Annotated in this window: 44 protein-coding genes; 1 reads left to right on the forward strand and 43 read right to left on the reverse strand. The window is 36.0% G+C overall.

Annotated elements, in window-relative coordinates; translation table 11 throughout:
• Window positions 1-7 precede the first annotated feature (7 nt).
• The 11 genes from BR87_RS04635 to BR87_RS04685 form a co-directional block, all read right to left on the reverse strand.
• Window positions 8-418 carry a DUF6096 family protein gene (locus tag BR87_RS04635; protein ID WP_035029295.1) on the reverse strand — a complete coding sequence of 137 codons (411 nt, stop codon included), beginning with the start codon at window positions 416-418 and terminating at the stop codon, window positions 8-10.
• A gap of 129 nt (window positions 419-547) precedes the next feature.
• Window positions 548-1,027 carry a phage tail tube protein gene (locus BR87_RS04640; RefSeq protein WP_211249969.1) on the reverse strand — a complete coding sequence of 160 codons (480 nt, stop codon included), beginning with the start codon at window positions 1,025-1,027 and terminating at the stop codon, window positions 548-550.
• Between the two features lie 19 nt (window positions 1,028-1,046).
• Complete coding sequence (locus tag BR87_RS04645; protein WP_035029298.1) at window positions 1,047-1,409, reverse strand: hypothetical protein; 363 nt, start codon at window positions 1,407-1,409, stop codon at window positions 1,047-1,049.
• Window positions 1,409-1,954 (reverse strand): hypothetical protein, encoded by a 546-nt coding sequence (locus BR87_RS04650; protein WP_035029300.1) that lies wholly within the window; start codon window positions 1,952-1,954, stop codon window positions 1,409-1,411. The genes BR87_RS04645 and BR87_RS04650 overlap by 1 nt, the downstream gene beginning before the upstream one ends.
• 4 nt (window positions 1,955-1,958) lie before the next feature.
• Window positions 1,959-2,285 carry a hypothetical protein gene (locus BR87_RS04655; protein ID WP_035029304.1) on the reverse strand — a complete coding sequence of 109 codons (327 nt, stop codon included), beginning with the start codon at window positions 2,283-2,285 and terminating at the stop codon, window positions 1,959-1,961.
• Window positions 2,282-2,614 carry a phage head-tail connector protein gene (locus BR87_RS04660; protein WP_051929669.1) on the reverse strand — a complete coding sequence of 111 codons (333 nt, stop codon included), beginning with the start codon at window positions 2,612-2,614 and terminating at the stop codon, window positions 2,282-2,284. The genes BR87_RS04655 and BR87_RS04660 overlap by 4 nt, the downstream gene beginning before the upstream one ends.
• A gap of 11 nt (window positions 2,615-2,625) precedes the next feature.
• Window positions 2,626-2,943 (reverse strand): hypothetical protein, encoded by a 318-nt coding sequence (locus BR87_RS04665; RefSeq protein ID WP_035029307.1) that lies wholly within the window; start codon window positions 2,941-2,943, stop codon window positions 2,626-2,628.
• Window positions 2,944-2,958: 15 nt separating this feature from the next.
• The gene (locus tag BR87_RS04670) at window positions 2,959-3,219 is read right to left on the reverse strand and encodes a hypothetical protein (RefSeq protein WP_035029311.1); all 261 of its coding nucleotides are present in this window, start codon (window positions 3,217-3,219) and stop codon (window positions 2,959-2,961) included.
• A gap of 19 nt (window positions 3,220-3,238) precedes the next feature.
• Complete coding sequence (locus BR87_RS04675; protein ID WP_244877028.1) at window positions 3,239-4,306, reverse strand: major capsid protein; 1,068 nt, start codon at window positions 4,304-4,306, stop codon at window positions 3,239-3,241.
• Window positions 4,307-4,333: 27 nt separating this feature from the next.
• Window positions 4,334-4,648, reverse strand: coding sequence for a hypothetical protein (locus tag BR87_RS04680; RefSeq protein ID WP_035029314.1), 315 nt, complete (start codon window positions 4,646-4,648; stop codon window positions 4,334-4,336).
• Window positions 4,649-4,664: 16 nt separating this feature from the next.
• Window positions 4,665-5,336 carry a DUF4355 domain-containing protein gene (locus tag BR87_RS04685; RefSeq protein WP_051929672.1) on the reverse strand — a complete coding sequence of 224 codons (672 nt, stop codon included), beginning with the start codon at window positions 5,334-5,336 and terminating at the stop codon, window positions 4,665-4,667.
• Between the two features lie 276 nt (window positions 5,337-5,612).
• Between BR87_RS04685 and BR87_RS04690 the strand changes: the two genes are divergently transcribed.
• Window positions 5,613-6,110, forward strand: a complete 498-nt coding sequence (locus BR87_RS04690; RefSeq protein ID WP_035029317.1) for a hypothetical protein — start codon at window positions 5,613-5,615, stop codon at window positions 6,108-6,110.
• A gap of 66 nt (window positions 6,111-6,176) precedes the next feature.
• Here BR87_RS04690 and BR87_RS04695 read toward each other — a convergent pair whose 3' ends face one another.
• The 32 genes from BR87_RS04695 to BR87_RS04840 all read right to left on the reverse strand — a co-directional run bounded on the left by BR87_RS04695 (window position 6,177) and on the right by BR87_RS04840 (window position 24,695).
• On the reverse strand, window positions 6,177-6,428 hold the full coding sequence (locus BR87_RS04695; RefSeq protein WP_035029318.1) for a hypothetical protein: 252 nt from the start codon (window positions 6,426-6,428) through the stop codon (window positions 6,177-6,179).
• A gap of 18 nt (window positions 6,429-6,446) precedes the next feature.
• Entirely contained in the window at window positions 6,447-6,596 is a 150-nt protein-coding gene (locus BR87_RS13015; RefSeq protein WP_156959082.1) for a hypothetical protein, read from the reverse strand.
• 9 nt (window positions 6,597-6,605) lie between these two features.
• Complete coding sequence (locus tag BR87_RS04700) at window positions 6,606-6,803, reverse strand: hypothetical protein (protein ID WP_035029321.1); 198 nt, start codon at window positions 6,801-6,803, stop codon at window positions 6,606-6,608.
• Between the two features lie 64 nt (window positions 6,804-6,867).
• Window positions 6,868-7,044: a hypothetical protein gene (locus tag BR87_RS13020; protein WP_156959083.1), complete on the reverse strand. Its 177-nt coding sequence runs from the start codon at window positions 7,042-7,044 to the stop codon at window positions 6,868-6,870.
• A complete protein-coding gene (locus tag BR87_RS04705; protein WP_084683562.1) occupies window positions 7,041-8,768 on the reverse strand; it encodes a minor capsid protein in 1,728 nt (575 codons plus the stop codon). Before BR87_RS04705 ends, BR87_RS13020 begins: the two co-directional genes overlap by 4 nt.
• Before the next feature lie 55 nt (window positions 8,769-8,823).
• Complete coding sequence (locus tag BR87_RS04710; RefSeq protein WP_035029324.1) at window positions 8,824-9,582, reverse strand: hypothetical protein; 759 nt, start codon at window positions 9,580-9,582, stop codon at window positions 8,824-8,826.
• Between the two features lie 65 nt (window positions 9,583-9,647).
• Window positions 9,648-9,959 (reverse strand): ribosomal-processing cysteine protease Prp, encoded by a 312-nt coding sequence (locus BR87_RS04715; RefSeq protein ID WP_035029328.1) that lies wholly within the window; start codon window positions 9,957-9,959, stop codon window positions 9,648-9,650.
• Window positions 9,956-10,231, reverse strand: a complete 276-nt coding sequence (locus BR87_RS04720) for a hypothetical protein (RefSeq protein ID WP_035029331.1) — start codon at window positions 10,229-10,231, stop codon at window positions 9,956-9,958. The genes BR87_RS04715 and BR87_RS04720 overlap by 4 nt, the downstream gene beginning before the upstream one ends.
• Entirely contained in the window at window positions 10,212-11,615 is a 1,404-nt protein-coding gene (locus BR87_RS04725) for a phage portal protein (protein ID WP_035029333.1), read from the reverse strand. Before BR87_RS04725 ends, BR87_RS04720 begins: the two co-directional genes overlap by 20 nt.
• An 11-nt stretch (window positions 11,616-11,626) precedes the next feature.
• A complete protein-coding gene (locus BR87_RS04730; protein ID WP_035029335.1) occupies window positions 11,627-12,919 on the reverse strand; it encodes a PBSX family phage terminase large subunit in 1,293 nt (430 codons plus the stop codon).
• Window positions 12,909-13,706 (reverse strand): phage terminase small subunit, encoded by a 798-nt coding sequence (gene terS, locus BR87_RS04735; protein WP_035029337.1) that lies wholly within the window; start codon window positions 13,704-13,706, stop codon window positions 12,909-12,911. Before terS ends, BR87_RS04730 begins: the two co-directional genes overlap by 11 nt.
• A gap of 99 nt (window positions 13,707-13,805) precedes the next feature.
• Complete coding sequence (locus BR87_RS04740) at window positions 13,806-14,132, reverse strand: hypothetical protein (protein WP_035029339.1); 327 nt, start codon at window positions 14,130-14,132, stop codon at window positions 13,806-13,808.
• A gap of 163 nt (window positions 14,133-14,295) precedes the next feature.
• On the reverse strand, window positions 14,296-14,700 hold the full coding sequence (locus tag BR87_RS04745; RefSeq protein ID WP_035029341.1) for a hypothetical protein: 405 nt from the start codon (window positions 14,698-14,700) through the stop codon (window positions 14,296-14,298).
• Between the two features lie 13 nt (window positions 14,701-14,713).
• Window positions 14,714-14,917 carry a hypothetical protein gene (locus BR87_RS04750; RefSeq protein WP_035029342.1) on the reverse strand — a complete coding sequence of 68 codons (204 nt, stop codon included), beginning with the start codon at window positions 14,915-14,917 and terminating at the stop codon, window positions 14,714-14,716.
• A 72-nt stretch (window positions 14,918-14,989) separates the two neighbouring features.
• On the reverse strand, window positions 14,990-15,475 hold the full coding sequence (gene ssb / locus BR87_RS04755; protein ID WP_035029345.1) for a single-stranded DNA-binding protein: 486 nt from the start codon (window positions 15,473-15,475) through the stop codon (window positions 14,990-14,992).
• A complete protein-coding gene (locus tag BR87_RS04760; RefSeq protein WP_035029348.1) occupies window positions 15,472-15,666 on the reverse strand; it encodes a hypothetical protein in 195 nt (64 codons plus the stop codon). Before BR87_RS04760 ends, ssb begins: the two co-directional genes overlap by 4 nt.
• A complete protein-coding gene (locus tag BR87_RS04765) occupies window positions 15,663-15,851 on the reverse strand; it encodes a hypothetical protein (RefSeq protein ID WP_035029352.1) in 189 nt (62 codons plus the stop codon). The genes BR87_RS04760 and BR87_RS04765 overlap by 4 nt, the downstream gene beginning before the upstream one ends.
• Before the next feature lie 11 nt (window positions 15,852-15,862).
• Window positions 15,863-16,033, reverse strand: a complete 171-nt coding sequence (locus BR87_RS13025) for a hypothetical protein (RefSeq protein WP_156959084.1) — start codon at window positions 16,031-16,033, stop codon at window positions 15,863-15,865.
• Complete coding sequence (locus BR87_RS04770; protein ID WP_035032824.1) at window positions 16,033-16,344, reverse strand: DUF1140 family protein; 312 nt, start codon at window positions 16,342-16,344, stop codon at window positions 16,033-16,035. The genes BR87_RS13025 and BR87_RS04770 overlap by 1 nt, the downstream gene beginning before the upstream one ends.
• Window positions 16,345-16,421: 77 nt before the next feature.
• Window positions 16,422-16,631: a hypothetical protein gene (locus tag BR87_RS04775; protein ID WP_035029354.1), complete on the reverse strand. Its 210-nt coding sequence runs from the start codon at window positions 16,629-16,631 to the stop codon at window positions 16,422-16,424.
• Window positions 16,628-16,885, reverse strand: coding sequence for a hypothetical protein (locus tag BR87_RS04780; RefSeq protein WP_035029356.1), 258 nt, complete (start codon window positions 16,883-16,885; stop codon window positions 16,628-16,630). The genes BR87_RS04775 and BR87_RS04780 overlap by 4 nt, the downstream gene beginning before the upstream one ends.
• 85 nt (window positions 16,886-16,970) lie before the next feature.
• Complete coding sequence (locus tag BR87_RS04785) at window positions 16,971-17,357, reverse strand: hypothetical protein (RefSeq protein ID WP_035029357.1); 387 nt, start codon at window positions 17,355-17,357, stop codon at window positions 16,971-16,973.
• Window positions 17,358-17,543 carry a hypothetical protein gene (locus BR87_RS04790; RefSeq protein ID WP_035029358.1) on the reverse strand — a complete coding sequence of 62 codons (186 nt, stop codon included), beginning with the start codon at window positions 17,541-17,543 and terminating at the stop codon, window positions 17,358-17,360. It lies immediately after the preceding gene.
• On the reverse strand, window positions 17,543-17,767 hold the full coding sequence (locus tag BR87_RS04795; protein WP_035029361.1) for a helix-turn-helix domain-containing protein: 225 nt from the start codon (window positions 17,765-17,767) through the stop codon (window positions 17,543-17,545). The genes BR87_RS04790 and BR87_RS04795 overlap by 1 nt, the downstream gene beginning before the upstream one ends.
• 43 nt (window positions 17,768-17,810) lie before the next feature.
• Window positions 17,811-18,599, reverse strand: a complete 789-nt coding sequence (locus BR87_RS04800) for a DNA-methyltransferase (protein WP_211249995.1) — start codon at window positions 18,597-18,599, stop codon at window positions 17,811-17,813.
• A gap of 11 nt (window positions 18,600-18,610) precedes the next feature.
• Window positions 18,611-18,943, reverse strand: coding sequence for a hypothetical protein (locus BR87_RS04805; protein WP_035029368.1), 333 nt, complete (start codon window positions 18,941-18,943; stop codon window positions 18,611-18,613).
• Between the two features lie 10 nt (window positions 18,944-18,953).
• The gene (locus BR87_RS04810) at window positions 18,954-19,535 is read right to left on the reverse strand and encodes a Holliday junction resolvase RecU (RefSeq protein WP_051929674.1); all 582 of its coding nucleotides are present in this window, start codon (window positions 19,533-19,535) and stop codon (window positions 18,954-18,956) included.
• Window positions 19,532-19,816, reverse strand: a complete 285-nt coding sequence (locus tag BR87_RS04815) for a hypothetical protein (RefSeq protein ID WP_035029371.1) — start codon at window positions 19,814-19,816, stop codon at window positions 19,532-19,534. The genes BR87_RS04810 and BR87_RS04815 overlap by 4 nt, the downstream gene beginning before the upstream one ends.
• 215 nt (window positions 19,817-20,031) lie before the next feature.
• On the reverse strand, window positions 20,032-21,024 hold the full coding sequence (locus BR87_RS04825; protein ID WP_051929677.1) for a Lin1244/Lin1753 domain-containing protein: 993 nt from the start codon (window positions 21,022-21,024) through the stop codon (window positions 20,032-20,034).
• Window positions 21,025-21,039: 15 nt separating this feature from the next.
• Window positions 21,040-21,735, reverse strand: a complete 696-nt coding sequence (locus BR87_RS04830) for an MBL fold metallo-hydrolase (RefSeq protein ID WP_035029376.1) — start codon at window positions 21,733-21,735, stop codon at window positions 21,040-21,042.
• Between the two features lie 2 nt (window positions 21,736-21,737).
• Window positions 21,738-22,640 carry a recombinase RecT gene (locus tag BR87_RS04835; protein ID WP_051929678.1) on the reverse strand — a complete coding sequence of 301 codons (903 nt, stop codon included), beginning with the start codon at window positions 22,638-22,640 and terminating at the stop codon, window positions 21,738-21,740.
• A complete protein-coding gene (locus BR87_RS04840; protein ID WP_035029379.1) occupies window positions 22,641-24,695 on the reverse strand; it encodes an AAA family ATPase in 2,055 nt (684 codons plus the stop codon).
• Window positions 24,696-24,742 lie beyond the last annotated feature (47 nt).

Below are 24,742 nucleotides of genomic sequence, written 5' to 3' on the forward strand. Positions count from 1 at the left end.
TAGGTTTTTACTCCAGAAGGCTGCTGTGTTCCTCTAGATTCGCTTCCGGTTCCTCTAGCAGTACCAATCCCCCATCTTGGTTCTCTTCTTCCGTCTCTTTCTTTCCGAAAAAACCGGCTTCATCCAGTAACTCTTGAATAATCGTCATTAGGTCAGTCGTGCTTTTACCAGTAGATAAATAGATATCCAACAAGTCGTACATATCTGACTCTTTAATACCGTGAGTAGTATTTGCAGCATGTAGAATCAACAGCATTTCACCTGTTTTAGGGAATGTCATTTTTCCGTTGTCAATAAAAAGTGATAATAAGTTCTTATTTAATTTATTCTCAATTTGAACGATCGTCTTTCCATCTAGACGTAAAACCAATTCTTTTCCACCGAAATGAACTTTTTTCGTTTTTAATAAAGTAGCCATGTATAATTTCCTCCAATTTTTATATAAAAATAAAGAAGACTAGAATAAACTAGTCTTCTGCTAAATATGTGATTACTCCCTCGTCTTGCCTATTCCTCTTCAGGTTCTGGTTCGACTTCTTCGGGATCCTTAGGGTGCAGGCACAAAGTCAGGTCCTTTTGAGACCACGACAATAATTTGGAATGCCAAAGCGCCATTGATTTCAGCGCCGTTAAATACTAATGAAAATGCGCCTGTGAACGTAAATGATGTGCCATCCGGATAAGTGATTTTCCAATCGTAAACGGTATCCGTCTTTTCAGCTGCTTTCAATGTGTTAAAGATTGACTTCCGATACACTGCAGCAAATGTTAAGTTGTCTTGATCCTGCAGACCTTTAATGTATTGACGTTTTGAGTCAGTTAATGTTGTTACGTCAACTTTTTCTGGTTCTGAACCAATGTCTGGAATAGAAGTTACTGATCCGATAGTTGTGAATGTTCCTGGTTCTGCACCAGTTGGTTTATAGCCTAATGTTGACCCTTTAGATAAAAGGCCTACTGGATCATCAGCAAACCGTTGTAAGTCCATTTTGGCTAGTTTTGTACTGTTTAATAATTGTTTTTTCATGTTTGTATTCCTCCTGTTTCTATAGTTGATAGGTTTGTCTTGTTTCATTGTCTACAATTGCTTTAAATTCACGAGTTACCCGAATTAATGAAGCTGTATTTGAATCTACTGCGTTCCCCACAAAGCCAATGCTCTTCATTTTTTCGGATACTTTCGAAACAATAGAAGTTAAGCTTGTGTCAGAATATAGATCAATCGTGACTGTCCATAAGGTTTGCAGTTCATTTTTATCTGCATCGATTGCATAAGGTGTTTGAGTTGTACGATAAATAGCACTAGGAAATATCGTCCAAATCACTGGGTATTCCGTTGCCACTTTCTTAATCTCAGGTATTTCTTTCAATAAACTAACGATAATAGGCTTAATGTTGATGACATCCATTATCTAAGCCCCTTTCTTAATCGATCTGTTACATGGCGCTTGACGATCTCTTCAGAATCTTTTGTTCCAGATTTTAAAGCTGGATAAAGCCAAGGTCTAGCAGGTTGTCCGCTTGTTTTGTAGAATTCTTTTCCTTTGATTGTGATCTTAAACATGCCATATAAAGCAGTTAAGTCTTGATCAACTGAATCAACAGGAAAGAACCAAGGCGTTTGCGTGTAAACAGGATAGATACCTTCTGGTAAGTTTTTTTGAGAAGCTTCTCCATTCGGTCCAGTTCCGAATTCTCTAAAGATTCCAGTTTTTTTATCTGTCCATACACGCCCGGTACTGCTACCTTTTCCGTTAGTAGCTACTTCTGTTTTTAAACTTCCAACTAGCTCACCGCTAGCGTGTTTCACACTTGAAGCAAGGTTACTTTCTGCGTCTCCACGAACCAATTCGACTAATTCTTCATTGGCACTTTCAACAGCCTTAGAAACCAAATTAGGTATTGATTTCATTTGCTGATTAAACTTACCTAAACCTTTAATTTCTACACCCATTGCATCAAATCCTTTTAAGCGTGATATTCAAGTGAGTAGAAAAAGGTTGGATGGAAATCACTTCATAATCAGGCTTTTCTTTTTTATCAACGTATAGACAAATGCCGTCTTTTTCTTGGATGTTAGTATTTCCTTGATACTTACAAACTTTGACATAAGGCAATTCTGAACCATAAAGAGTAGCTGCAATCTGCCCACCGGCACTTTGTACGTTCATTCTAAGCTCAATAGCTTCATCTGAATAACCTTTGATAGAATTACCCTCATCATCCTCAATCTCTTGCCACCGCTTCAAATAGACAGTAGAAAGGTCACGTTCTCTTAGTCTCATGAAAGTTTCCTCGCTCTCGCTACTCGATAGCTGTTTAATTGACTGCGAATCTTTTTAGGAATCCCTTCTTCAAAAGATTGAGAGACGCCACCTTCTGACCGTGACGTCTCTCCTTCAGTATCTCTTTGATTAAACCGTATTTTTGCTAGATCACGAACACTAGAAGCCATACCGATGTCAAGATCTGTTCGATTACAATAGTTCAAAGCTTCTTGTTCCGCGTCGTTGAAATCATCTCTTAACAGCTCTGCTTCATCAGACAGTACTTCGATTTCTTTATATCTTCTCAATAAAATATTAAATTGTTTTTCTGAATCATATTTTTCCAATAGGACCACTCCTATTCTTCACCGTCTTTAGCTAATGCTAGTAAATCGTCTTTCTTAGCATCTTCATCAAAAGGCACGCCATTTTTACTTAAGTGAACTTTAAGCTCTTCTTTGGTGTACTTATTTAGTGGCTTATCTTCATCAGCTTCTTTCGTATTCTCATCCATAATGAAAGGAACTTTTGAACTGTTGTTGTTTGTTCTTAAAGTTTCTAATTCTTCTTCAGTTACTTTTATCGAACTATCTTTATGTGGAAAAACATCTCCAATATTATATAAACGATCATTGTCTCTATGGTGCACAAACCTATTAATAACTTTGTCGCTCATTAGTTATCGTCCTTTCTACTTAGCGGCTTCTAGCAATGCAAGCAAATCATTTTTAGTTGCTGCAGCTTCGTATTCAATTCTTTTTTCATCAAGCAAAGCTTGCAGCTCTTCTTTTTTTAATTTACTTACATCTTCGGGTTTATCAATATCAGAAGTTTCTTTGACAACAGAAAAAAGCGCATCGTTATGATCCTCTTTCTTGATTTCGAACTCTTCTCCAGCTTCATGACGTTCTCCATCATAAAATACCGGCATGTCTTTAACTTTAACGATCATATCCAAATCCTCCTCTTATTTATGCGATTGGTTGAGCTTGGAACACTTCATCAGCAGCTGCGAATGAAGGCAAGGCTACAGTAACAGCTTTTTCCCATGTAGAAACTGGGTCAGCACTTTCTTCGTACACGGCAGTAAAGACATTACCAACCATGCTAGTATCGATTGAAGGGTCACGAGACAAGCGGTTTTCTTCTGCTGTAGGCCCATAGATCGTTTCTCCTAACAAATCATCGTTAAACATAACAAATTTGTTTTCAGGGAAGTAGCGAGCTTTTGTATAGCTGCCATCTTTATTTTGTTTCCGGTACTTTTCATCATAGGTGCGGATAACTGGCATTCCGTTAGATTGCATAAATGCGTCTAATTCAGCACGAGTCAATACTTTGCCAGTGTCGCTGCCAAATACAGAAGCTTTCACTTGAGGATGGCGTAGCAAAGCATTCAATACCTTTTTAGAGGTCAATGCACGAGTTGGAGTTGTGTCCATCGCTTCAATCCAACGATCAATGTCTTCTAAAGGTTTAGCTAGGGGATCTGTCCATAAATCTGTACCAGACAATGCTTCTTTATGATCAGCTGGCACATTATAGTCAATGGTTGCATCTAAGCCATTTTCATTGATTTTAATTTTACCGTTAGCTAATACTTCCATACGCATTAACTCTGTACGGGCATTCACTCCACGAACCAATACATCTAAGTCATTAAATACTTGGCTCATCAAGTATTGTTGTTCTGCTGGTGTACGTGGATTTTCCAACGCAATGATATCTTTTTCTTTCAACTGCATTTTACGTTTGATCAATGCCAATTCCAGAGTTGCTTTAGCAGCCTGACGAGAACCAATTTCAGATTCAGTATCGAATGCATGTACAGAAGCAATGATTGGTGAGCTTCCGCCACCTGTAATTTGTTCCAACTCTAAGCTTTGTGTTTTACGTGCTGGGAATAATGTTTCTCCTAACAAAACAGGGAGTTCACGGTTACGCGTGTAGTCCAACACTTCCTTTTGGTTAAATAGATCTAAAATACTTTTAGCAGCAAAACGCTGTAAATTCATTTGAAAATATTTATTTTTCTTCATAGTGTTAATTTCCTCCTTCAATCCGTCTTAGCGGTATTTGATTTCTTTCATTGCTATTTTTGCTTCTTCAGATGGCTCAACTGGTAATCGCTCAGCAATTACATAGCCTTCGACGATAACGCCTACTGGTTGAGGTCCATCAGTCACATCAACTGGGTTAATAGTGATACCTTCCGCCGTTGCATCATTTGCCGGGAAGACACTTCCTGCCGGTAAAATTTTGCGACCATCATTACCTGCAGTTGCTATTGACGTTTCTGCTTGTTTAGTAAAGCTGATGAAATGTGCGCTTCCCATAAAATTAATTTCTTCTACTGTTTCTCTTTTTCCTACATAGACCATTATTTATTTCCTCCTTTTAATCCCAAAATGATTTAGTTGCTGGTTTTGATTGTTCGTTTAATTGTTTGGCCATTGCTTCACCTTGGCTAATAGCTGTGCTTGTGTTTCCGGAGCCTGGTACATCAGCTGATTGAGCTAATCGCTTATTTACACCATCTTCAACTGATTTACGGAATGCTTTTTCAATAGCATCAATAGAAGCATTACAAGAATCTGCATCGGTAAATACGACAACATCAATCAATTCTTTTGGCAGTTCTTTCTCAGCTAGTTTTTCCAGTGATTGAGCACGCAATTCACGACGAGTGATATCCGCTTCACGTTCGTTGATTTTCTTCAAACGTTCTTGCTCTTCATGTTCTGCTTTTTGATCAGCAGTCATTTGAGCCATCTTTTCGGCTTCAGTTTTAGCAGCTTCAATTTTAGTTTGAGTATCTGCTTCCCATTTAGCCCGCGCTGTTTCTAAAGCTTTAGCTGTGCGTTTATCGAAATAGCTGTCACGTTCCGCTTCTGTTGCAAACGTTAAAGGTTCGCCACCTTCTCCGCTAGACGTATTTGGATCACCTCCGCCTTTATCTCCTTCGCCGCCTCCTGTTCCAGGATCGTCACCATCAGCGAATAGTTGGAGTTTAAAAGGCATCAAATTTTTACTATTTAATAAGCTTTCTTTTAAAGACATTTTTGGCATGTTGTTTCTCTCCTTTTTAGCCCATGAACATTTACCCTTACATCAGCAAATTGCATCCCATGCACACCATTAAGGCCCACACACAACGATTATTGCTTTTCGATATAAGTTATTAAACACTCACACACTTATGTTTTCTAGTTGTTCTTTATGACGTCCGCAACAAGAAAAAGGACAATAAAAATAGCCGTTACCGTTTTGGTAGCGACTTTCTTAAAAAATATATGTTTTTATAAATGAAAACGTTATACTAACTACATATAGGGAGGTGATAAAATGGATTATTGTAAAATGATTTTAGCTGAACATATGGTAAGGACAATCATTAACAAACATGGTAAACAAAAATTTAATATGCTATTTAAAATGGATGGCATCTTATATACAGGTCAGTTCTTAAGGTACGAAGATTACGAACAACCACATACATTACGTTTCAATGCTATGTGGGGATACGATAAAAATCATGATGCTTTTACTATTGAGCATAGCAGCACTTTACAAACAATTAGGAGTTCTTTTTTTGAATTTGCTTTTGGACCTGAAAAATCTGGAGCCAATGTAGAAAGTTATGTTGCTTATCCAGATTTGGTTTTACGTGATATCATATCTTTTGTAGAACAATACGATGCAGAGTTTTTAAACCCAATTGTAAAAGATACAAATTGTATATATAACCTTAAAAATATCAACACTGGAATGACAATTGATTTCTATATGCTTTCTGAAGAAAATATGTTTCCTGTTTCGTTAATCAAGCAAGAACAAGAATAGTATGTTTTTTAATACCGTCTCTTCGAGGCGGTATTTTTAGTTTAATTATTTATTCTTATCAGTCTGTTAATTTATGATGTCATAAGTTTTTTCAAAAATATCCGGCTTGCATGGATAAAACTCTCCATTTACACCTTTGATAATGTAGTCACCTAAAGAAACGTACATATTTCCCTCTAATGTTTGGATGAAATATTGATTTTTATTAGGATCATAAACAAGCCACTTACCTACAAAATCTTGAACTTCAAAGATATTAGAACCATCCTTTTTTAACCTAACTACATTAATTACTAATGGTTTCTTTCTAGCTTTCATTTACTCACTCCCATTCATTTAAAATAATAACGTTCCTAACAAAGCTACAATCCCAAAACAAACAATGACAACCATCCCAGAGCGTAACTGATCATTTTCTCTCTCGCCAATTGCTCCAAACATGCCAATAAAGGTGATTAAAGCAATAAAAACCCGTACAAATATCATTTAATCACCTCACAATAATTTTAAATTAGGTTTCCCATCGATGTCTTTATCAATCTTGCTGTCAAAAGAGTCATACGTATCAATGATTCTTTGCTCCATTGCCGTAGGGTTATTTTTATACCGCAAATAGCTGACCGCATTCGCTATACCTTCTATAAAGTCAGAAGTAGGCTCAATATCGGTTATAGATATTTCAATATCAATCATATGGACCTCCTAAAAAAAGTGTACAAAAATAGCACCTAGCTCATTTATTTGGCTACGTGCTGTTTTATGCATTTGATTTTCTTATTACTTTTTGAATATCTTCAATACCAATGTCCTCGAAAACCGGTTCGGTAGCAGAAGGACTGACATCAATCATAAAATGTGTTTCGTCATATTGTTCAATCAACGTTCCTTTTCTGCCATCTTTTAAAAGAACATCATCATATACTTTTATTTTCATCCTTTTGCCTCCTCTATAAAGGTAGTTGTTAAATGAGTACTTTCTCCATTAACTAACCAAGCGGTCTTTAAATTGACTGGCTCTTTATTTTTATTATATAGAATCATATTCACTTCATATCGTGAACCATATTTGTTGTCGCCTTTATGGATTGATGGATAATTTTTAGCATTAGCAATGATTTCATCTTTAAATTCACTGTAGTTTGATAAGTCATATCCAAGTTTAGAAGTTATTAGTTTTCCTTTCGGATACCCTGTTTCACTATTTCGATCAAATAAATAATTTACGAATTTAGAATCATCTGCTTTTACTACTTCAGCGTTTGGTAACTTTAACTCCGGATTACTTTTAAGCTTCATTCTACGATTATAATCTGTTTTAATAAGCTTATAATCCCTGCCCTCATTATACTTCATATCTTGGAAATCATCTAATGTTTTAGGTGTATTTTCCGGACCAATAACTGATTTATAACGATTGAATTGTTTTAAGTCTGCGTTAAAGTTCTTAACTTTCTTTCTGGCTAACTGTAAATCCTCTTTACCGTGCTGATCAATTAGCATCTGCTCCCATTTCTTATAGGAATCCGCATGAGATATTTCAAATTGTTTACCTGAGATTGGATCATTAGCGAATCGTTTCCCGCTTAATGTCTTTTCGTTAAACCATGCTCTAGCAACTGATCTACACCAAGGGTGGAAGGGCGGATAGTTTACATTTACTTTCGCTTCAGATACTTTATACTTCTCTCCATCTTGATCCTGACATAACTTAGACGTTCGTAAATCTAAGGTGGCCACAATGACATAGTACTCAACACCTTGTGCTATCCAACCTTTGAGCTTTCCTTGCCCGGCCATATAGTTTGCTTCAGTTCTGATTAAACGTCTTGCTACACCCCTAGAAACGTCAAAAACCTTTTGTATCTCTTTGACCATATCTCTTTCAGACATACCTGTCATTGCTTCAACGGTAAAAAGTTCTTCTAATTTCCTGGCTAATAGATCCGTGTCATTCCAAATTCGTTTTGAATAGTTAGAGCCTTGCCAATTCGTATCGAGAACGTTCCGGACTTGCTTAGTAGACATTTCTTTGAATTTAGGAATGTCTTTTTCATCTTTAAGTTTAATCGTTTTAATTTTCTTATTCGTTTCAGAATCTCTGAGAACAATAAATGAATCTGCATCATTAAATGTATAAGTTGGGTACCGGCCATCATCATATAATCTTAAAGCTGATTCAGACTTGCCAATGATCGCTTCAGCACTCGCTTGATTGTAGGATTCTTTGATGACATCAATATAGTAATCAGTATACCGCCTAAGCTGCACATCTGCTACTTGTTTAGATACCAGATAAGACTTTGCCTTCAAGTCTTCTAATCGAGTGATACGACTCTTAACTGCTAACCCGGTTAAATAGTTTTGCATTTGTTCTTTAACATCTAAGTTTTTTACAGTTTTGATAAGAGAGCTTAATTCTGCAATTTCATTTGGACTAGCTGAAGTATTTAGTATCTGTTTAACATCTGCTTCTGATAAATCAGTTTTAGCAAGATAGCGCCTGTATATCTTTTTAACTTCATCCGTTAAATAAGACTGTGCTTTTTGATAGGACTTCATGACTTTGTTTTCAATGACATTCAACTCATCATGAACCTTTACATCTTGATCAATCGCTCGTCTATCCCAGTAAGGCAGCTTCTTTTTCTTTTTGGTCATTAGTCACTATCCTTTCTGGGTAAAATAAAAAGGACTCTAACTTAATCCTCTTATCTTACTTACCTTGTTTAGCTTTACTCCACTCGTTTTTTAAATATAACCTCATAATATTATTCAACTTATAGAGATAGTTTTTATATTCATTAGATGGCGTAAGAAATACTTTTATTTTTTTGTCAATATTACTTACTTGGCTTTTAGCATTTAAGTTTATATATTTATGTTCTTTTATAGTCATCACTTCTCCGGAGTCTTCATCCATTACTTCGTACGTATCATATTCTTGTTCTGGAAATTCATACATTTCATTCATAGCATTATTTCTAGATTGCTGTAAGTTATCTAGGATTTTAGAGTTTATATTTTCATAGTACATTTCAAAGTACTCAAATAGCACCTGTAGATATGTAACTATATATTCATTTTTAAAATCGTTGTTAACTGTGTTAAATAATTTTGCGACAGCGTCTTCGCTCAATCCTATCGTGTTGTCTTCTTTAATAAAAACTTCTTTAGAAAAATCTGAATTGTTATTGTTTTCATCAGGTCCAAAGAACAATATTAATAATTCAGTTTTCTCTTTTATTTTTAGCATAATATCCGATGAATCATTTTTCTGATTTTTATCGAATAATTTGTAATACAGAATTAACAACTCCGATGTTTCTCTTCTAACTTCTTGAATCCACTCAATTCTTGCTTTTGAAACAAGATCCGCTTTTATTTTTTTGTTATTCATATAAATGGTAACAATAATATTAACACCAACCAATATTAAACTTACTATAGATACTCCAACACTTATAAATTCCAATTTTCTATACTCCTTTTTTTCTTGAATTATATCCTTTATAGACATAAAAAGAAAAGGAGGTTTTATTAAATATTATTTATTACTACGTTATCTGGATACTCTTCTTGTATTCCTTCTAACGAAAGTAACATCGAGTTCAAAAGAATATTACTATATGCAGTTGGTTCTTTAATCTCCACGCTTGTAAATCCGTGACTTACCGTAGTATCAAAAGTTGCATCAGTTAAAACTTCTATTCCATTAATCGTTCCAACAACTAATGCTGACACAGCAGCACAAACCACATCGCGTCCAGAAGGAGCATAACCAGCATGACCCTCTACTTTGAAAGAAACGATCTCGCCTTTGTCATTCCTGTTAAAAGTTGCTTGAATCATTCTGCCACCTTCTCATATAACGTTTCAAAGTAAGTGCCATTCATGACAATATATCCCTCATCAGTTCGAATGATATAATCACCAAAAGAAGCGCGTTCTGTTCCTTTCATCGTTTGGACGTATAATCCTTTGATTTCTACCCTTTCAGCAAATTCTTCTACTTCTCCAACCATTAAGTGATCTTCTCCAACAAAAGATAAAACTTCATTCAGGATTTCTTTCTGGATTTGAATCGCATCAATAATTTCTTTCTTAATCTTCTGATACTTCATCTTCATCCTCCTCTGGTTCGTCGTCTAAGTTATCGTGACTAGCACCTGTACCGCCCATTTTATTGGCTAATTCAATGTTTTGTTTCTTTTGATCAATCAGTTTCTTGATTTCTTCGCCCGGATCATCAATATCTGGCAGCCATGAAAGAAGAGTTTCTAAAGGTAAGATTTCAACCGCCTTAACAATTTGATCGATGATATCACTTGTGTTGATTGGTAAGTTAGGTTTGATTTTGATTTTAGCCCCACTAGCATCAACATTTCCACCTTTTACATTCAATACATTAGCCATCAATTGTAGCCTTTGTCGCAATCCTTTAGTCATGTAGCGTGATTTAATGGACATCAACTGTAGCAGACCAAACAATTTATATTTCATAGCCTCTCCACTAATGTTCCCAGCAAAGTTCTCGTCATTCATGTTAGGCACATAAGTGACCTTATGAATATTGTCCTCGATTGATTTAGAAAGCAGCTGGACCTGAGACTCATCGAAAGTCTTAGTCAGCCATTCAGCATCCGCTCCATCTTCTCCTTTGCCAGGAGCCTCAATCAAACCATCTTTGACACTACCTTCCAATGTAAACCCATAGATAATAAGCAATGCATCAATGAAAGCTTCCTTGTCGCTTATTCGGTCACTCTGTAGCACGTTGTATGCATCAACCAAAGTGATAGCTTGCTCAAAGTCACCTTGCTTTTCTTCATTGTTACGGTACTCAATGACTTGTACACCTCCGAAGTATTGAGGTACTGCTTTGTCGATTGTCACATCAGTTAAGGCTAAATCCTTCGCTTTACGTGTGATGATAGTCTTAGGTGTGTAAATATTGAACAACCATCCAATCAACTTGCCGTTTAAATCAAATTTCTTGTAATAATGAACGGCAAATAAAGGATTCTTTTCAATCGTGTCATCTGTTACTAAGAAAATACCCCGCGGATCTACAACTTTAATTCTTGTTTCAGTTTTGTTTTCCTTACCTGGAACTTTTCTTAGGTAAATTAGTTCTAAAGCAATACCGAAAACAGATAAGTCTTTCTCCAATTCCGTATCATGAGAAACAACGTCCATTTCTTCGTATGCTTCTAAAACTGGATTAATATTCTTATCCTTTCCGGAACTGTATGAGATAGGATTTCCAACTAAGAAGCCAACATTCATATCCGTCACATACTTAGCATGATTGACCATCACTTTATTGTTTTTCGTATTTTCATTATCTAGCTTTCGTTCCAACACTTCATGTTTACCATCATAATAATCTGATAGCTTTTGAAGTCGTTCTAATTCTTTTTGATGCTGATCTATGCAGTATTTTAAAACAGCGGTAGAAGGATTGTTGATATCTCCTGCCAATTCTCTATCAATTGCTATCGCCATGGTTTACCTCCTTATCTTATGCCGTATTTAGACTTCTTACCGGTCTTAGCTTGTTTCTTGAAGATAACTTTGAATACAAAGTATCTTAGTGCATCTGCACAGTGGTCATGCTCTTTAATTGGTTTATCTGTTCCGCTAAGAGCAGCCTTTTCATCCCAAACATATGATGCAAACTCTTTAAATAGGTGTTTGCACTTACTCGTAAATTTGATTGTTCCTTCATTCATAGCTGTTTGTGTTGCTCTTATTCCGTCTAATACATCATTCTTAGCTCTTTCGACTGTAAAGCCATCATTCCGTAATTGGGCAATAAAAGAGGCAGCAGAAGGGTCAACGATAATCGTTGGCTTTCTGTCGCCTACAAACTCTCTTAAATCATCACTGTATTGTTTATCTGTTTTTTGCTTGCTGCTTTCTCGCCCGCTATGATAATACTCATCTAAACAATACCAGGTGCCTTTATACCGTCCCCATAACAAGAAGACTGTTGGGTTTTGAGTCCCATAGTCAATTGACACATAGTACTTATCGCACACAGCATCTTCTGGTAAGTCTTCCACCATGGTATCTTTATCAAAGTTATCGTAAATGATTCCTTCCGACATCACCCACATACCTAAGATGAAACGCAAATAAAACACACCAGAATACATGCGTTTATAACGTTCTTTCACTTTATCCGATAAAGAAGGGTTGTCGTCCATCGTAAAGTGGATGTGAAGAGCGTTCTTTTCGATTAGCTTATCTATCCACTCTAATTTGAACCAATGATACGGGCCTTCCGGGTTCATGTTAAACCAAAGCTTTGCGCCTTCAACCGAACAACGCGCTGTTGCTTGGTCAATAAATGATTTCGGCATTAATGCTGCTTCATCAAAAAAGAACCCTGCAGCTGTTAGCCCTTGGACTAAGTCTTGTGAGGATTCATCTTTACCACCAAATAAGAAATAGTGGTTTGTTTTTCCTTTTTTAGTTATTTCAAGAATATTATCGCTTCGTAAATCTTTAACCTTGTATCCTCTAAAGAAAAGAATTGTTTTGAGTAGATTAATAACATTCCGTCTTAGAGATCCAATGGTTTTACCGGCTATCCCGAACTGTTGGCCATCAAATGACTGCATGGACCAGATAATATAGGACAATGACATAATCAACGTTTTACCTGCACGAACAGAACCATCACATATAATTGCATCTTTCTCTTTATGCTTTGGATGTTCCCACCAACTTAACACTTGAAGCTGCTTAGTAGAGAACGGGCTGAATATAAAAGTTGCACGTTTCCGTTTAAATCTAGTCTTCATCCGGCCACACCTCTTTGTTTGTGACCATGCCTTTTATAGCATCCATGAAGCCATCATCTTCAATTATCTCATCATCAAAATCGCCGTTTTCAGCTTTAACTCTGTATAACTGGGCTTTAGTTAGTTCTAAACCAGTTTGCATTTGGTCTAACTTCAATCTTCGTTCATCGGCTTCATCAGCAAAAGAAATAAACTGTTTGATGAGAGAGCGCAACTCACTCATGGCTCTTGATTGAGCATTCATAAAAGTGACTTGTTTATCCCAGGCGAATTGAACAGTGAAGGTTTCTCCGCCGCCAGATTCGCCCCATGATTCGCCAGTTTTTTCTTTGGTCATATCGTCTTGATCTTGAACAAACATAATCTTCTGCGCTCTTATAATGGCGGTATATTGGAACATGATTGAATCCCAAAGCATGTCTGCTTGGTCTCTATTTTGAATGGCTTCCATAATCTCTTGTGATTCTTCAGGAAGCCATTTAGCGAAGAAGCCATGAGTTACGGCATTCTTATTTCCTTTGGGAGCACTGCCGCCTTTGTTACCAACAGCATTTTGATTACGTAATTGTCCACCTTTTTTCTTAGACGTAGTTAGTGGAGTACTCCGTTCGTTTGATTGGAGTACTCCACTTGTTTTTTCTAACCATTTATCTTTAGATTTCCATCCGCCGACTGTTTTTTCTGAGATACCTAATTGTTCAGCAATTGTTCTGTTTTTGATAATCCCGTTATGTTCTTTGAATATTTCAAAGGCCTTATCACGGTTTGGGCTTCTTGACCTAGCCATTCATTTGCACCACCTCACTCATTCGTGTTTGTTTTGTAATTTTATGTATTAAAAAAGACCTCAATCGAGGTCTGAACTTAAGGCAATTCTTTTTTGTGTCTATAATTCAATATAATCAAGCTTTTCGTATCCCATTGTTTTTAGTTCCTTTAGAACATCTTTTAGTTTTTTTAATTTTATTTCATTATAATTATGAGTCGACAAAGCGAATCTTAAATATTTATTAAAGCTATCAAGTTCGTTTTCATCTAAATAATACGTAAACCTATCCTTAATATCATGATTCAATGCGTATATATTATTATTGTGGCAATATACAAGGCTATCGTACTTCGGCAAGTGAATTCCACCAAATACAATAATTAAATACTCTTTTTCAGTATCTTTTAACAAAGCATTAATGTCGTCAATAGCAATTTCATTCATTAACTTACACTCCTTTTTTTCATTATACCAAAAACTCCTACAAATTAATGCAGGAGTTTCCAAAAGGAGGCATTTGATTCAATATTCCACACTACCATTTTATCACTTTTTAAGTTTCAAAGTGTTGCATTTTGTTGCAACACGTTGCATAGTGTTGCGGTTTTCATTCTTTTATCGCTTTATCCAACACATTTCTGAATGTTTTAAGTATTTCTTTCCTCCAACGCCACAAATTACTACGATCTGTTTTTAATTTATCAGCGATTTCATTGTCTTTTACACCAAATTCTCTATAGAAATAAAAATCTTCCATCACTTTTCTTTTATCCAAAGACATGTTGGCGTATGTTATCTTGATAGAAAAATATATTTTGTTTGCTAATGTTTCATTATCTACTAATTGCATGACGACAGACTCAGTTGGATTCGTTACAAAGCCACTCCTTCCGCCGCCCGTATTTGTGTCTTCTAGTTTAAACGGGGCCATTATGCCTTCTTCAGATATCTCACTTTTTAGATAACGAAAATTAAACAAAAATGTTTCTAAATCTTTGTCAGTGTATTTCAATCACTTACCCTCCCTATTCAAAATCTACTGGTTCACCTTTTCGCATCTTCTCTGCAAAGTCAATATATCTATAGCCTATCGTTTCCATGATGTCGGTTATACGAGCGACCTGCTGAAAAGCTAAAACCCCTTCGTTTGTTAGCTTTTCAAGTTTTTTACTTTCTTGAGTGAGTAAAACATTCAATTGTTCTAGTGTAAATTGATCGTAGTTAATCATAATTAACCCTCCTGATGATTTTCGTTGTACCAGTTACCTTTTAATATCATTATCGGTCATTTAGTCCCTCTATTAAAACGGTAAATCATCTTCATCGATATCCATTGGCTGACTGCTCTTCTCAAACGGATCGCTTTGCTTTTGATAATTGTTATTCGTTCCATAGTTGCTTGTGGTGCTACTTTGATTCTGTTGCTGCGTATTTGTCTGCTGACCTGTTGAAGTTCCGCTATTCGCTTGCTTTGTGTCCAATAATGAGAAAGAATCAACAACTACCTCTGTCACATAAACTCTTTTTCCGTCTTTATCATCATAACTCCTTGTTTGAATTCTGCCTTCTAATCCGACCATAGAACCTTTCTTCGTATATTTCGCCATATTTTCTGCTGATTTCCGCCAAATTACGCAGTTGATGAAATCTGCTTCTCGTTCGCCTTTTTGGTTCGTGAATTGTCTATTGACTGCCATCGTGAAAGATCCAACTGCTGTTCCGTTTCCTGTATAGCGTAAATCAAGTTCCTTAGTCAGTCTTCCAACTAAAACGACTCTATTGATCATTCCGCATCCTCCTCAACAAACATTGGGTAGATAACAACAACCTGAGTTTCTAAATCTGTTGATTCAAATTCTCGTGTTATCGTCTGATTTACGCCACTCACGTCGATCAAATAACCTTTACCATCGCTTATAGTTACTTCCATATTATTAGGCAAAGTTGACAAATACTCTTTTAGCTCCTTTACTTTCATTCAGCATCCTCCTTAGGTATATAAATGAGCTTTATTCCGAACTCGCTTCCCTTTAAATCAACATGAGGGATGATATTTACAACAGTTTGGATTTTGTGTTTGTTTGTTTCTATAAAGCTTTCAATGCCTTTTTTAGCGTTTTGCAAAGTGTCAGATAATATTATTTCTGTTTTTGTTCCGCTCACAATATTTCCTCCTAATATTTCTTAAATATTTCTGCTAAAAATTTTATGCTCTCTTGAATTTTTTCCAATTCATTATGAACGAACATATCTTGTGTATCTGATTTTTCATAAATATCATCTAGAATCAATTGAATAACTCTTAAATTGTGTTTAATAATTCGATCGCTTTTAGTTGATATCATTAAACAACCTCCTTGTGATAACCGATATACTCTTCTAATACTTCCTCGTATTTCTCCATAAATTTAAACCGTTCTTGGTGCAGATTATCGCTCCAGCTCGTCAGTCTATCTAGCTCTTTCATCTGCCGATAACCTTTGACCATCTCGTTATAATAAAATTCAGAGTCAGCTGCTGCTTTCCAATGTCGTTGCGTTCGTACGCTTTTCCCATCCAACGAATTTTCTGAACGTCTTTCTTCTGCTCGGTTTTTAGCTTTCTGATCTCTTTGAATTTTAGTGACTATCTTTTTCAAAATTACGTCACAGTACATTTTTACTAAGTCGGTCAACTATAATTCCTCCCTGTGGTGTTCTTCGAATTCCGGAAACAGCCAGTCTAGTAGTTTGGTTAGCATGGTGGTCGCTCCTTGTTTAATTCCCACTCTACAAGAACTTTGGTAACCTCTAATTCTTCCTTCCAACTAAGAAGGTTGTATGCATTGCTTGCTTCGCCGTCAATGTAACTGACAGCATTACTTAATTCGTTTATTACACCAAACCTACTTTTTTCTACATTATTCTTTAACCATTTCAATACAGCTTCTTGGTTTCTATTCATCCCTTCCACCCCTCAATCGAATCTGTGCCAGACAATTCTTCCAAAGAATACAAACCCTCAGGATTCTCAAATAATCCTATACACTCTTCTGCCTTTGCCATGATTACTTGATAGCCTATATCCTCTTCTGATAACTCGTCATTATTGTATAAATAATTTTCTGCATATTTTTTATGTTTTTTATATGCTTCTAAACAGAACACATAGTCCCCTATACAGACTAAACCATCTTCTTTATCCCATACTATCCACATTATTCCTTCCACCCCTCAATCAACTTCATCGCTTCGTCTTCTGGTAGTTCTGTTTTGTAAACCGTGCTGTCGTAGTTTTTGACGATTACTTGTAAGGTTTTTGGTGATTCGATTGTGTAGCCGTAGAGCCACGCACGAGCAAAAGTTCCTGATGTTCATCGCTATCGCGACCAACGTGTAAATAATCATTAACCTTCGTTGACAAAGTTGACATATGGTTAATTGCTCTTGAGAGTGTCCATCCATGTTTTTTACAAAATTCTATATAATCAGCCACAAACTGCGGAATCTCAACAAGTTGAGTGGTTCGTTCGTTTTCTGCACATACCACTTGTTCTGGTTCGTCTAGTTGATCGATTAGTTCTAACATACCTTCAATTGCTTGCCATCTTCCTAGATGATACTGCTCTCGATAGTGTGGTTTATCACCTTTAACTTCTTCTATATGGTTAATCAAATCTTGTTTATTCATTTAATCGTCCTCCTCCAACGGTATCGCTATCCGTCTGTTTACTGCATTTTTAGCTCTTTTTTGATAACTCGGGTATTGATAAAACAAGATAGTCTGCTTTGTCACGTTCAAAGCTTCAGCACATTCTTCTGCGGTTCCGATGCATAATAGATCATCGCCTTTATAGACAGCGTACTCTTGGCTCATCACTCTTCGCCTCTATCTGCGACTAAAAATACCACCGATACGCCTAGCACCTTAGAATAATCAGCTAAGGTCCGTATATTCATCCCGCGTTTTCCAACCTCAACTTCTCTGACGATCGCTGGCGGAATCAACATACGTCTAGCTAACTTTTCAACCGTCATCCCTTTCTCTTTACGATAATAAGCAACATTTGAACCGACAATATCCATTATATTTCTGCTCATGTAATCACTCCTTGTCTGTTTTATTCTTCCTAAAATACGATTTTTAAATACCCATTTCCAGTTGTTCGCTTTTGATAATATGTTCAACATTCAACATTGTTTCTTTGGATTTTTCGTAAAAATCTTTTTCGATTTCAAAACCATAGCTATTTCGATTTAGCTCATAAGCAGCTCTTAGTGTAGAACCACTTCCAGCGCAAGGATCAATGACTACATCTCCCTCGTCTGTAAAAATTTCGATCAATTCTTTTATAACATTTACAGGTTTTTGAGTAGGATGAACTCTTGGATATTCTTTTTTGCTATCACGTTTCCATTCAAACCAATTTTTTATCATTTTACCTTTCACATCTTCGGTTTTTCCGTTTCTGAACTTAGGTAACTTGTCACGATAAAGTACTACAGCGTGCTCAGTTGCTCCAACTATTTTCATGTTTGACTTTAAAACTTGTGAACTGGTATTTTTTATAAAAAATAGTGGATAAGATTTTGCGAAACCATATTTCCTTCCATATTCCTCAACCATTGGCATTTGCTGGTAAGAACAAAATACAATCATAGCTGGAGCTTGATTTTTTTCTTTTGGTTCTTTTTTTAATAATTTACTGCAAAAGTGCATGTATTCAGCTAAATTGAAATTCTCGTCTGTTTTAAAAAAAGAAGTGTTCGCTAACTTACTTTCGCCATTCTTATTATCTCCGCCAACGTACCATTGATTACTTGAAGCGTAAGCGTTGTTCCCTAGGTTGTATGGGATATCTGCTATTACCAGTTGTGCTTTTGGTATGTTATATCTTTTATAGTTTTGAAAATGATCTCTGTATAATTCCATTTTGATGTTATTCAATTTAATTCCTCCAATAAGCATTCTAATAGTTTAATATCTCCAATAATCCCAATAAGAGATTCTTCATCAAAATGTTCTGTTGCATCTGCTTTTTTACGATAGAGACTAGCAAGCATGTCATCGATACGATCCCTTACTTCAATACCAGTTAACGCAATGACATTGATCTTTCTCAATTCTTGAATCGTTAAGCTATCAGCTCTTTTAGTCCGAATAGACCGCATATATGCCTTGTCATCTGCTAAGCCTCTTTTTTTATCCGGATCAACTGTTTCTGGAAAAGTGTCGTTCTTTTCTTGTCCAATCCATGACCGCCTAGTTCGTTCCATTTGTTTTCCCTCACTTGTCTAAAAAGTTTAATCGACCATTCAAATAACTGACTTCATACCCTTTGATGTCTGCCTGGTTAACAGATTTCTTTTTATAAATGAACTCCATGTCATTCCAGATAGACCAAGGTATCTTGTAAAAGTTTTTCATCTCAAAACTGACTAACACAAAGCACTCAGCACCTAATTGATTATGGTTCTTAAAGTTCTCTATCTGCTCATCACTCAATCTGTTTTTAGCAATGCTCTTTCCGTTTGTATGCTTTGCTTCGAAGATGATAGTCTGTCCACCATGTAGAACTCCTTTAAAGTCCGGTTGAGCTTGTTTTTCGAATACAGCTTTGAATATGGCTTTCTTTTTATCCAAGACACTCAGAACCTTCATGGGTTCCGGTGTCTTTTGAATATCTGCTATTCCTTTTTGCCGATAATACCTGCAGCTTGATTCAATGATATTTTCAAAGTATTGACCGTTGCATTTTGCTGCAGCGCCTTCAGTTCGTTTCTTTTGGTTACCAGTTGTTTCAGTTAATGGTTGTTTTGCTTTTAATCGAGATCCATTTGGGTAGTTTTTAGGGATAAATTTAGTCATTGATTTGTGTTCTCCACATCTTCTTGCAGCTGCCATTTCAGCCCTTCATTCTGCGAAGACAGCAACTGAATCGTGTTGTCTTTCTCATGCAGTTTAATATCTCTCTCCAACAACAAGCCACCATAGCTTTTCAAATCAGCATTCAGTTTGCTTATTTCCGCCTCATTCTCATCAATTTCCTCTTTCAAACTGTCTTTTTCCGCTCCACCGATAACTAGAGCTGCTAACAAAATAGCAATTAACAACATTTCCAAAATATTACCTACCGTCTTTTTAGTCATTCTTTTCCCTCTCTTTCAAATAGTTTTCTGCAGTTTTATCCCAATCAATCTTTTTACCGTTGAACGTATCCACGATGCGGCAAAGGATTAGAAATATGTTTTCAGATCTCTTGTCCGTAACCTTACCGCCCTCAGCTACATGCTTCCTCATTTCATCTTTAATCGATTCAAGATAGTTAGCTGGTAGTCCATCCGGTAAAGGATAGGCTATGATTTCATTTGCCCAATTCTTCAGGATATTCACCCCTTGCTAGTTTTTGGAATTCTTCTTCTTTTTCTGCTGTCCATTCAGATTTAGTTTCAGGAGGCATGTATTCTTCTTGCGCCCAATCTGGGAGTGTTTCTTTTCTAACCGGTTGTTTAGAGTACGAAGGCTTCTTTTTATTTTGGTTAGCAAAAGCAACATCTTCCGCTTCAACTTGATCTATGGTTCTAATGTTCTTTTTATCCCAGTTTTTCATGATGCCTTCAGCATATCTAAAACCCTTTTGATCAATAGCAGCTCTTCTCATAGCTTCAATCACTAACTCTTCACTTAAATCATCAATCCAATAATCAATTGATTGCATAGTTGTTGGATTTTCTACACCAAAGTTGTTTTGATAAAATTCATGAGCATTTATTTTAGATATAGGATCAGCAGCAGGAGTATTTTTTTCTTCTGTACTACTGTTGTTTACTTTAGTTTTATTTACTTTACTTTCCTTTACTTTACTTTGTGTACTTGATTCTTGAATAACCCCAGTAGTTCCTTGATTAACTTGTGTTCTTTCTTGATTAACCCTTTTAAAGGTCATTTTAGGACACAAAGACATTACTTCATCCTTTTCAATCAATAGGTATTCTTCAATAATTAGCCCTACTTTTCTTTTTCCTACAGCTGTAAAGAAACGCTTTTGTATGCCATCGCTAGTAAGAATTTTGTGCTGATCAAATAGTTCTTTATCGAATAAATCATATTTAACGCAATCGTTTATGATGTTTTTCAGTGAATTACTATCAATTCCAATACGTTTCGCCATGAGTAACTCTTCTTTTTCTTCCCATTTGTAGTAAAAACCAACACTATAAATTTTCATAAATATTTTAATTACTGAAGCAAATCCAGTAGGACCATAAAGGCTTTCAATCAACTGAAATTTGTCATCATAATCTGAATCAACGTCTAAAGGGAAATAACTTAGTCCTTCTTTTATCGGCCTTGCCATCGCCTTAGCTCCTTTCTAAGCGATATAAACCGGCACGCCAGTTATCGCCTGTATTTCCTTTTTAAACCGTTCTGCATCTGCATTCGAACTCGATAGATGCAGCAGCCATACTTTTTTCAATTGGCTCATATCATTTGATTCTATAAAGTGTTTGACGTTTTCTAACTCAAAGTGACTTCTTACAATCCGCTTTCTTAGGAAGTTACCAATTTGGCCTGTTTCAACATTTTCGTTTAGAATATCGATTGAATAGTTGCATTCAATCATCAAGTGTGTGATACCAGGTAGCTTGTACTTGATGTAATAAGTGTCTGTCGCAAACAATAACTTGTCACCATGTTTCGATTGAATGAAGAACCCTAGTGGTTCATTTACATCGTGTTGTACATCAAACGGTAGAACCGTCCAGTTCCCAATATTTTGCTGATTTAAAGCTTTTAAAGTCTTTATGCGGTAACTAGGTAGTCTCAAAGCTTCTTGCGTACCTGCGCTTAAAAACACATCAATTCCAGTCTGATTAATAACGTTCATCGCGTATTTACTATGGTCACCATGTTCATGAGTGATGAGGCAGCCATCAATCGACTGCCAATCAACATCTTTCATATTTTTTAAATGAATTCCGGCTTCTAACATGAGAGAACGCTCGCCATCAGATATCACATAAGCATTCCCTGCGCTGCTAGAGCCATATGACTTAATCTCAATCATAATTAGAAACCTGGTTTCACTTGATCGATAGGTGGTGTTCTAACATCGAAAAGAGCTTCTTGTTGTGCATCTTCGCTTTCAGGAACAGCATTAGCTTGTTTCATTGCTTTCTTTTGTTCTTTCGGTTCGTCTTTAAAATCAATGACTTGCTGATTAGCGTTACTATCAATTTCTTCTTGTACATCTTGAATAGGGCTAACATCTTTTCTCTCGTTGTCATATTCGTTTTCAGTTGATTGATTAATTGCTTCAATGAGAAGATCACTATCATCACTTGTATTAATGATATTTTTAGCCGCACGATTGATAACAGTACGTTTTGCCATTTCTTGAGGGAATTTATTTTGAACGTTTTTTGTTTTCCCTTGGCTCCAAGCAGCTTCGACTTCTTTTCTTGTCATGACAGTTAACACTTGCTCGCCATCTTCTTTTTCAATGATGCAATAAACTCCTTTAATCTCATTATCTCGATTCTCAAATTTGGTCTTATGTTCTAACAAAACTTCACGACCTTTAACGATACCTAACGTAAATTCATCACCTTCATAGATTACGTTAGCCCAGACGTCTTTTATATTATTCAATCGTTTGAGAACCATTTGCGTGCCGAAATAAGAACGATTCAACTTCAATTGATCTCCATAAGGAATGAAATAACATTGTGTTTTAGCTGGACTTAAACCCTGCGTCACCATATTTAGCAAAGAGTTAGCAATTGAATCAGGTGTACATTTTTCTAATAAATTCCCTGAATTGCTATTTGTCATTGCGAAGAAAGCCGATTTTAAAGCATTGCTAGGATTATAGTTTTGTGGCAGCTGCAATCCCTCTTCTTTTAAAACCTTTATTTTTCCGCCTACTTGATCTGTAATATCCTTTTGCATAACTGCTAAATTGTTTGACATTTATTTTTCCTCCTCGATTTTCAATGTTTTTTGACCTTTTACAGCATTCAATTTAATTAATTGGAAGTTAACATCTAACTCTTTCGTTAACCCTTCAGCGTTATCAATGAATACAGGAGCACTGACTCCTTTCAACCTTGTTAATGTATTAATGATGTCAAGACCGGCTTCCATTCGTTCTCCATTACTCGCATCACTGAAATTGATACCATGTAGCAATGGATCACATGCTTCTTCTAAGGAACCATTATTTTTAATTTCAAATAATTTGAAGGTTACTAGTTTAAATTCAGCATTAATTTTGTCTGTTAGAAGAGAAACTTTAGCTTTTACAAAATCATTTAATAATCCGATTTGGTATTCGATTTGTCCTCCTCTGACTGCTAGAGCTTTTTGCTGCTCAATTAATTCATTTTTTCGTTCTTCTTGCTTAGCTGCTAGAACAAATTGATATAAGTCACCATTGATTTGATTGATTGCAGATTTCAGTTCTGTAATTTTGGCTTGCAGGTCATCCACGCCGCTTTGATAAGACTTGTTCATCGAATTGATTTCTTCTTGGACCGCATTGACCATTGCTGTTCCTTCTGTATATTCTTTTGTTTCTTCGAATGGAGCTGCTTTAGATTGCAACTCTTTAACCGTTTGTTGAATCTGTTCATATTCTTTTTTCGCTTCATCTCGTTTTAACTCGAGTTCACTAACTTCTTTTTTCATTTCCTCTTTTAGTTGGATAGATTCTTTTTCAAGTTGGTCTTTATGGCTGTTCAATTCATCTAATTCTTTTTTAACTGAAGCTAATTTAGCGGTTAACTCTTTTCCTTTTTCGTTAATGCCTTCCAGTTCAGTTGCTTTGTTCGTGTTAAAAGCCATCTTTTCTTGTTCGTAATTCTTTTTGATTGTTTCCTTTTTATCTTCCGGATAATCTTGGCCACAATACTGGCAAGACGTTGCGTGTTCATCAAATTCAAGAAATACTTCAGAAGCAATGACCATGTAGGACTCTCTTAAATCACTAATTGTTTTTTCTGTTGCAGCTATTTCCTCTTTTTTCGCTTTGATGGCTAATTCAGATTCTTTCAGTTCTTTTTCTTTCGGGTTTCGTTTTGCTTCGTTTTCTTTTGCTAAAAATGCGTTTTGTGCATCCATCGCTTTTTCAAACAAGTTTTGTTTAGTAATTTGTAGGCCGTCTATTTTTCCGTTTTGTTTCGCTAAATGTTGGCTTCTTAATGTTTCCAATTCAGCTTGCAATGTTTTGATATCCGCTTGTTTCGTGACTACTGCACTGCCGTTTTTAATGCTGCTGATCTTAGCTTGAAGTTGATCGATTTCTTTTTCAGCTTTCGCCTTATCAGTTTTGAGCGTTTCGCGGTCTAGATTACTTAAATCAATTACATTACGGTCAGCTTCATCAATCCGAACATCGACTTCTTTTTGTTCTTGTTTATTTTTTGGTCGTTCTTCCATTAGTAGAGCGCGTTTATCATCTACGCTATAGTTACCAAGGATCTCAATTAACGGAGCCAATTCGTCTTTGCTTTCGATTACTTCCATATCTGACAAGTCGACCACTAAATCGAATAGCAAGGCTCTACGTGCTTTTTTATCCATCTTTTCAGCGACATAATAGATACTCGTTATTTGTTTGAATGTTTCTTCATCAATAATTTCAGCAATTTTCTTGTTGTAATCTTTTTGAAGCATCTTAACGCCGTCTACTCGATAAGTTGATGTATAACCTTTCGCTTTGCCTGCTCCTACCTTAGCCATTCTGGAAAAAGTGATAGGGTTGCCTGAAACAGCCAATTCTAGAATGACTTCTGTTTCCAAGTGTTCAATCGGCTCGTTATTTTCATCTAAGGGCATGAATTTGAAATCACTTAGATATTGGCTATTTTTACCGAAGATGGCCCACATAAAGGCATCAAATAAAGAAGTCTTTCTTGTTCCGTTTTCTCCAAATACAGCTAGGTTTTGACCGTCAACTTTAAATTCAAATTCTTTAAATCCTCGAAAGTTCCGTATTTTCATGTTGTTTAATTCAATTCTTTTCATGCTTTTTCTCCTTTTGTGTGATATGATTTAGACAAATATATTTTCGT

Origin of the sequence: Carnobacterium mobile DSM 4848 (assembly GCF_000744825.1) — a bacterium.
Classification (GTDB): domain Bacteria; phylum Bacillota; class Bacilli; order Lactobacillales; family Carnobacteriaceae; genus Carnobacterium_A; species Carnobacterium_A mobile.

What these genes read in the sequence shown, in the direction of transcription:
- BR87_RS04750 (WP_035029342.1), bottom strand. Translation starts at nt 14,917, where the DNA reads ATGATTAACTACGATCAATTTACACTAGAACAATTGAATGTTTTACTC.
- BR87_RS04645 (WP_035029298.1), bottom strand. Translation starts at nt 1,409, where the DNA reads ATGGATGTCATCAACATTAAGCCTATTATCGTTAGTTTATTGAAAGAA.
- BR87_RS04635 (WP_035029295.1), bottom strand. Translation starts at nt 418, where the DNA reads ATGGCTACTTTATTAAAAACGAAAAAAGTTCATTTCGGTGGAAAAGAA.
- BR87_RS04810 (WP_051929674.1), bottom strand. Translation starts at nt 19,535, where the DNA reads ATGACTAAATTTATCCCTAAAAACTACCCAAATGGATCTCGATTAAAA.
- BR87_RS04730 (WP_035029335.1), bottom strand. Translation starts at nt 12,919, where the DNA reads ATGAAGACTAGATTTAAACGGAAACGTGCAACTTTTATATTCAGCCCG.
- BR87_RS04785 (WP_035029357.1), bottom strand. Translation starts at nt 17,357, where the DNA reads ATGAATAAACAAGATTTGATTAACCATATAGAAGAAGTTAAAGGTGAT.
- BR87_RS04640 (WP_211249969.1), bottom strand. Translation starts at nt 1,027, where the DNA reads ATGAAAAAACAATTATTAAACAGTACAAAACTAGCCAAAATGGACTTA.
- BR87_RS13025 (WP_156959084.1), bottom strand. Translation starts at nt 16,033, where the DNA reads ATGATATCAACTAAAAGCGATCGAATTATTAAACACAATTTAAGAGTT.
- BR87_RS04740 (WP_035029339.1), bottom strand. Translation starts at nt 14,132, where the DNA reads ATGAATGAAATTGCTATTGACGACATTAATGCTTTGTTAAAAGATACT.
- BR87_RS04840 (WP_035029379.1), bottom strand. Translation starts at nt 24,695, where the DNA reads ATGAAAAGAATTGAATTAAACAACATGAAAATACGGAACTTTCGAGGA.
- BR87_RS04780 (WP_035029356.1), bottom strand. Translation starts at nt 16,885, where the DNA reads ATGTGGATAGTATGGGATAAAGAAGATGGTTTAGTCTGTATAGGGGAC.
- BR87_RS04680 (WP_035029314.1), bottom strand. Translation starts at nt 4,648, where the DNA reads ATGGTCTATGTAGGAAAAAGAGAAACAGTAGAAGAAATTAATTTTATG.
- BR87_RS04720 (WP_035029331.1), bottom strand. Translation starts at nt 10,231, where the DNA reads ATGAAGTATCAGAAGATTAAGAAAGAAATTATTGATGCGATTCAAATC.
- BR87_RS04670 (WP_035029311.1), bottom strand. Translation starts at nt 3,219, where the DNA reads ATGATCGTTAAAGTTAAAGACATGCCGGTATTTTATGATGGAGAACGT.
- BR87_RS04795 (WP_035029361.1), bottom strand. Translation starts at nt 17,767, where the DNA reads ATGAGCAGAAATATAATGGATATTGTCGGTTCAAATGTTGCTTATTAT.
- BR87_RS04695 (WP_035029318.1), bottom strand. Translation starts at nt 6,428, where the DNA reads ATGAAAGCTAGAAAGAAACCATTAGTAATTAATGTAGTTAGGTTAAAA.
- BR87_RS04705 (WP_084683562.1), bottom strand. Translation starts at nt 8,768, where the DNA reads ATGACCAAAAAGAAAAAGAAGCTGCCTTACTGGGATAGACGAGCGATT.
- BR87_RS04700 (WP_035029321.1), bottom strand. Translation starts at nt 6,803, where the DNA reads ATGATTGATATTGAAATATCTATAACCGATATTGAGCCTACTTCTGAC.
- BR87_RS04800 (WP_211249995.1), bottom strand. Translation starts at nt 18,599, where the DNA reads ATGGAATTATACAGAGATCATTTTCAAAACTATAAAAGATATAACATA.
- BR87_RS04815 (WP_035029371.1), bottom strand. Translation starts at nt 19,816, where the DNA reads ATGACTAAAAAGACGGTAGGTAATATTTTGGAAATGTTGTTAATTGCT.
- BR87_RS04835 (WP_051929678.1), bottom strand. Translation starts at nt 22,640, where the DNA reads ATGTCAAACAATTTAGCAGTTATGCAAAAGGATATTACAGATCAAGTA.
- BR87_RS04825 (WP_051929677.1), bottom strand. Translation starts at nt 21,024, where the DNA reads ATGGCAAGGCCGATAAAAGAAGGACTAAGTTATTTCCCTTTAGACGTT.
- BR87_RS04655 (WP_035029304.1), bottom strand. Translation starts at nt 2,285, where the DNA reads ATGAGACTAAGAGAACGTGACCTTTCTACTGTCTATTTGAAGCGGTGG.
- BR87_RS04775 (WP_035029354.1), bottom strand. Translation starts at nt 16,631, where the DNA reads ATGAATAGAAACCAAGAAGCTGTATTGAAATGGTTAAAGAATAATGTA.
- BR87_RS04675 (WP_244877028.1), bottom strand. Translation starts at nt 4,306, where the DNA reads ATGAAGAAAAATAAATATTTTCAAATGAATTTACAGCGTTTTGCTGCT.
- BR87_RS13015 (WP_156959082.1), bottom strand. Translation starts at nt 6,596, where the DNA reads ATGATATTTGTACGGGTTTTTATTGCTTTAATCACCTTTATTGGCATG.
- BR87_RS04790 (WP_035029358.1), bottom strand. Translation starts at nt 17,543, where the DNA reads ATGAGCCAAGAGTACGCTGTCTATAAAGGCGATGATCTATTATGCATC.
- BR87_RS04805 (WP_035029368.1), bottom strand. Translation starts at nt 18,943, where the DNA reads ATGGAACGAACTAGGCGGTCATGGATTGGACAAGAAAAGAACGACACT.
- BR87_RS04690 (WP_035029317.1), top strand. Translation starts at nt 5,613, where the DNA reads ATGGATTATTGTAAAATGATTTTAGCTGAACATATGGTAAGGACAATC.
- BR87_RS04650 (WP_035029300.1), bottom strand. Translation starts at nt 1,954, where the DNA reads ATGGGTGTAGAAATTAAAGGTTTAGGTAAGTTTAATCAGCAAATGAAA.
- BR87_RS04760 (WP_035029348.1), bottom strand. Translation starts at nt 15,666, where the DNA reads ATGAAAGTAAAGGAGCTAAAAGAGTATTTGTCAACTTTGCCTAATAAT.
- ssb (WP_035029345.1), bottom strand. Translation starts at nt 15,475, where the DNA reads ATGATCAATAGAGTCGTTTTAGTTGGAAGACTGACTAAGGAACTTGAT.
- terS (WP_035029337.1), bottom strand. Translation starts at nt 13,706, where the DNA reads ATGGCTAGGTCAAGAAGCCCAAACCGTGATAAGGCCTTTGAAATATTC.
- BR87_RS13020 (WP_156959083.1), bottom strand. Translation starts at nt 7,044, where the DNA reads ATGAAAATAAAAGTATATGATGATGTTCTTTTAAAAGATGGCAGAAAA.
- BR87_RS04685 (WP_051929672.1), bottom strand. Translation starts at nt 5,336, where the DNA reads ATGCCAAAAATGTCTTTAAAAGAAAGCTTATTAAATAGTAAAAATTTG.
- BR87_RS04715 (WP_035029328.1), bottom strand. Translation starts at nt 9,959, where the DNA reads ATGATTCAAGCAACTTTTAACAGGAATGACAAAGGCGAGATCGTTTCT.
- BR87_RS04665 (WP_035029307.1), bottom strand. Translation starts at nt 2,943, where the DNA reads ATGAGCGACAAAGTTATTAATAGGTTTGTGCACCATAGAGACAATGAT.
- BR87_RS04770 (WP_035032824.1), bottom strand. Translation starts at nt 16,344, where the DNA reads ATGTACTGTGACGTAATTTTGAAAAAGATAGTCACTAAAATTCAAAGA.
- BR87_RS04830 (WP_035029376.1), bottom strand. Translation starts at nt 21,735, where the DNA reads ATGATTGAGATTAAGTCATATGGCTCTAGCAGCGCAGGGAATGCTTAT.
- BR87_RS04725 (WP_035029333.1), bottom strand. Translation starts at nt 11,615, where the DNA reads ATGGCGATAGCAATTGATAGAGAATTGGCAGGAGATATCAACAATCCT.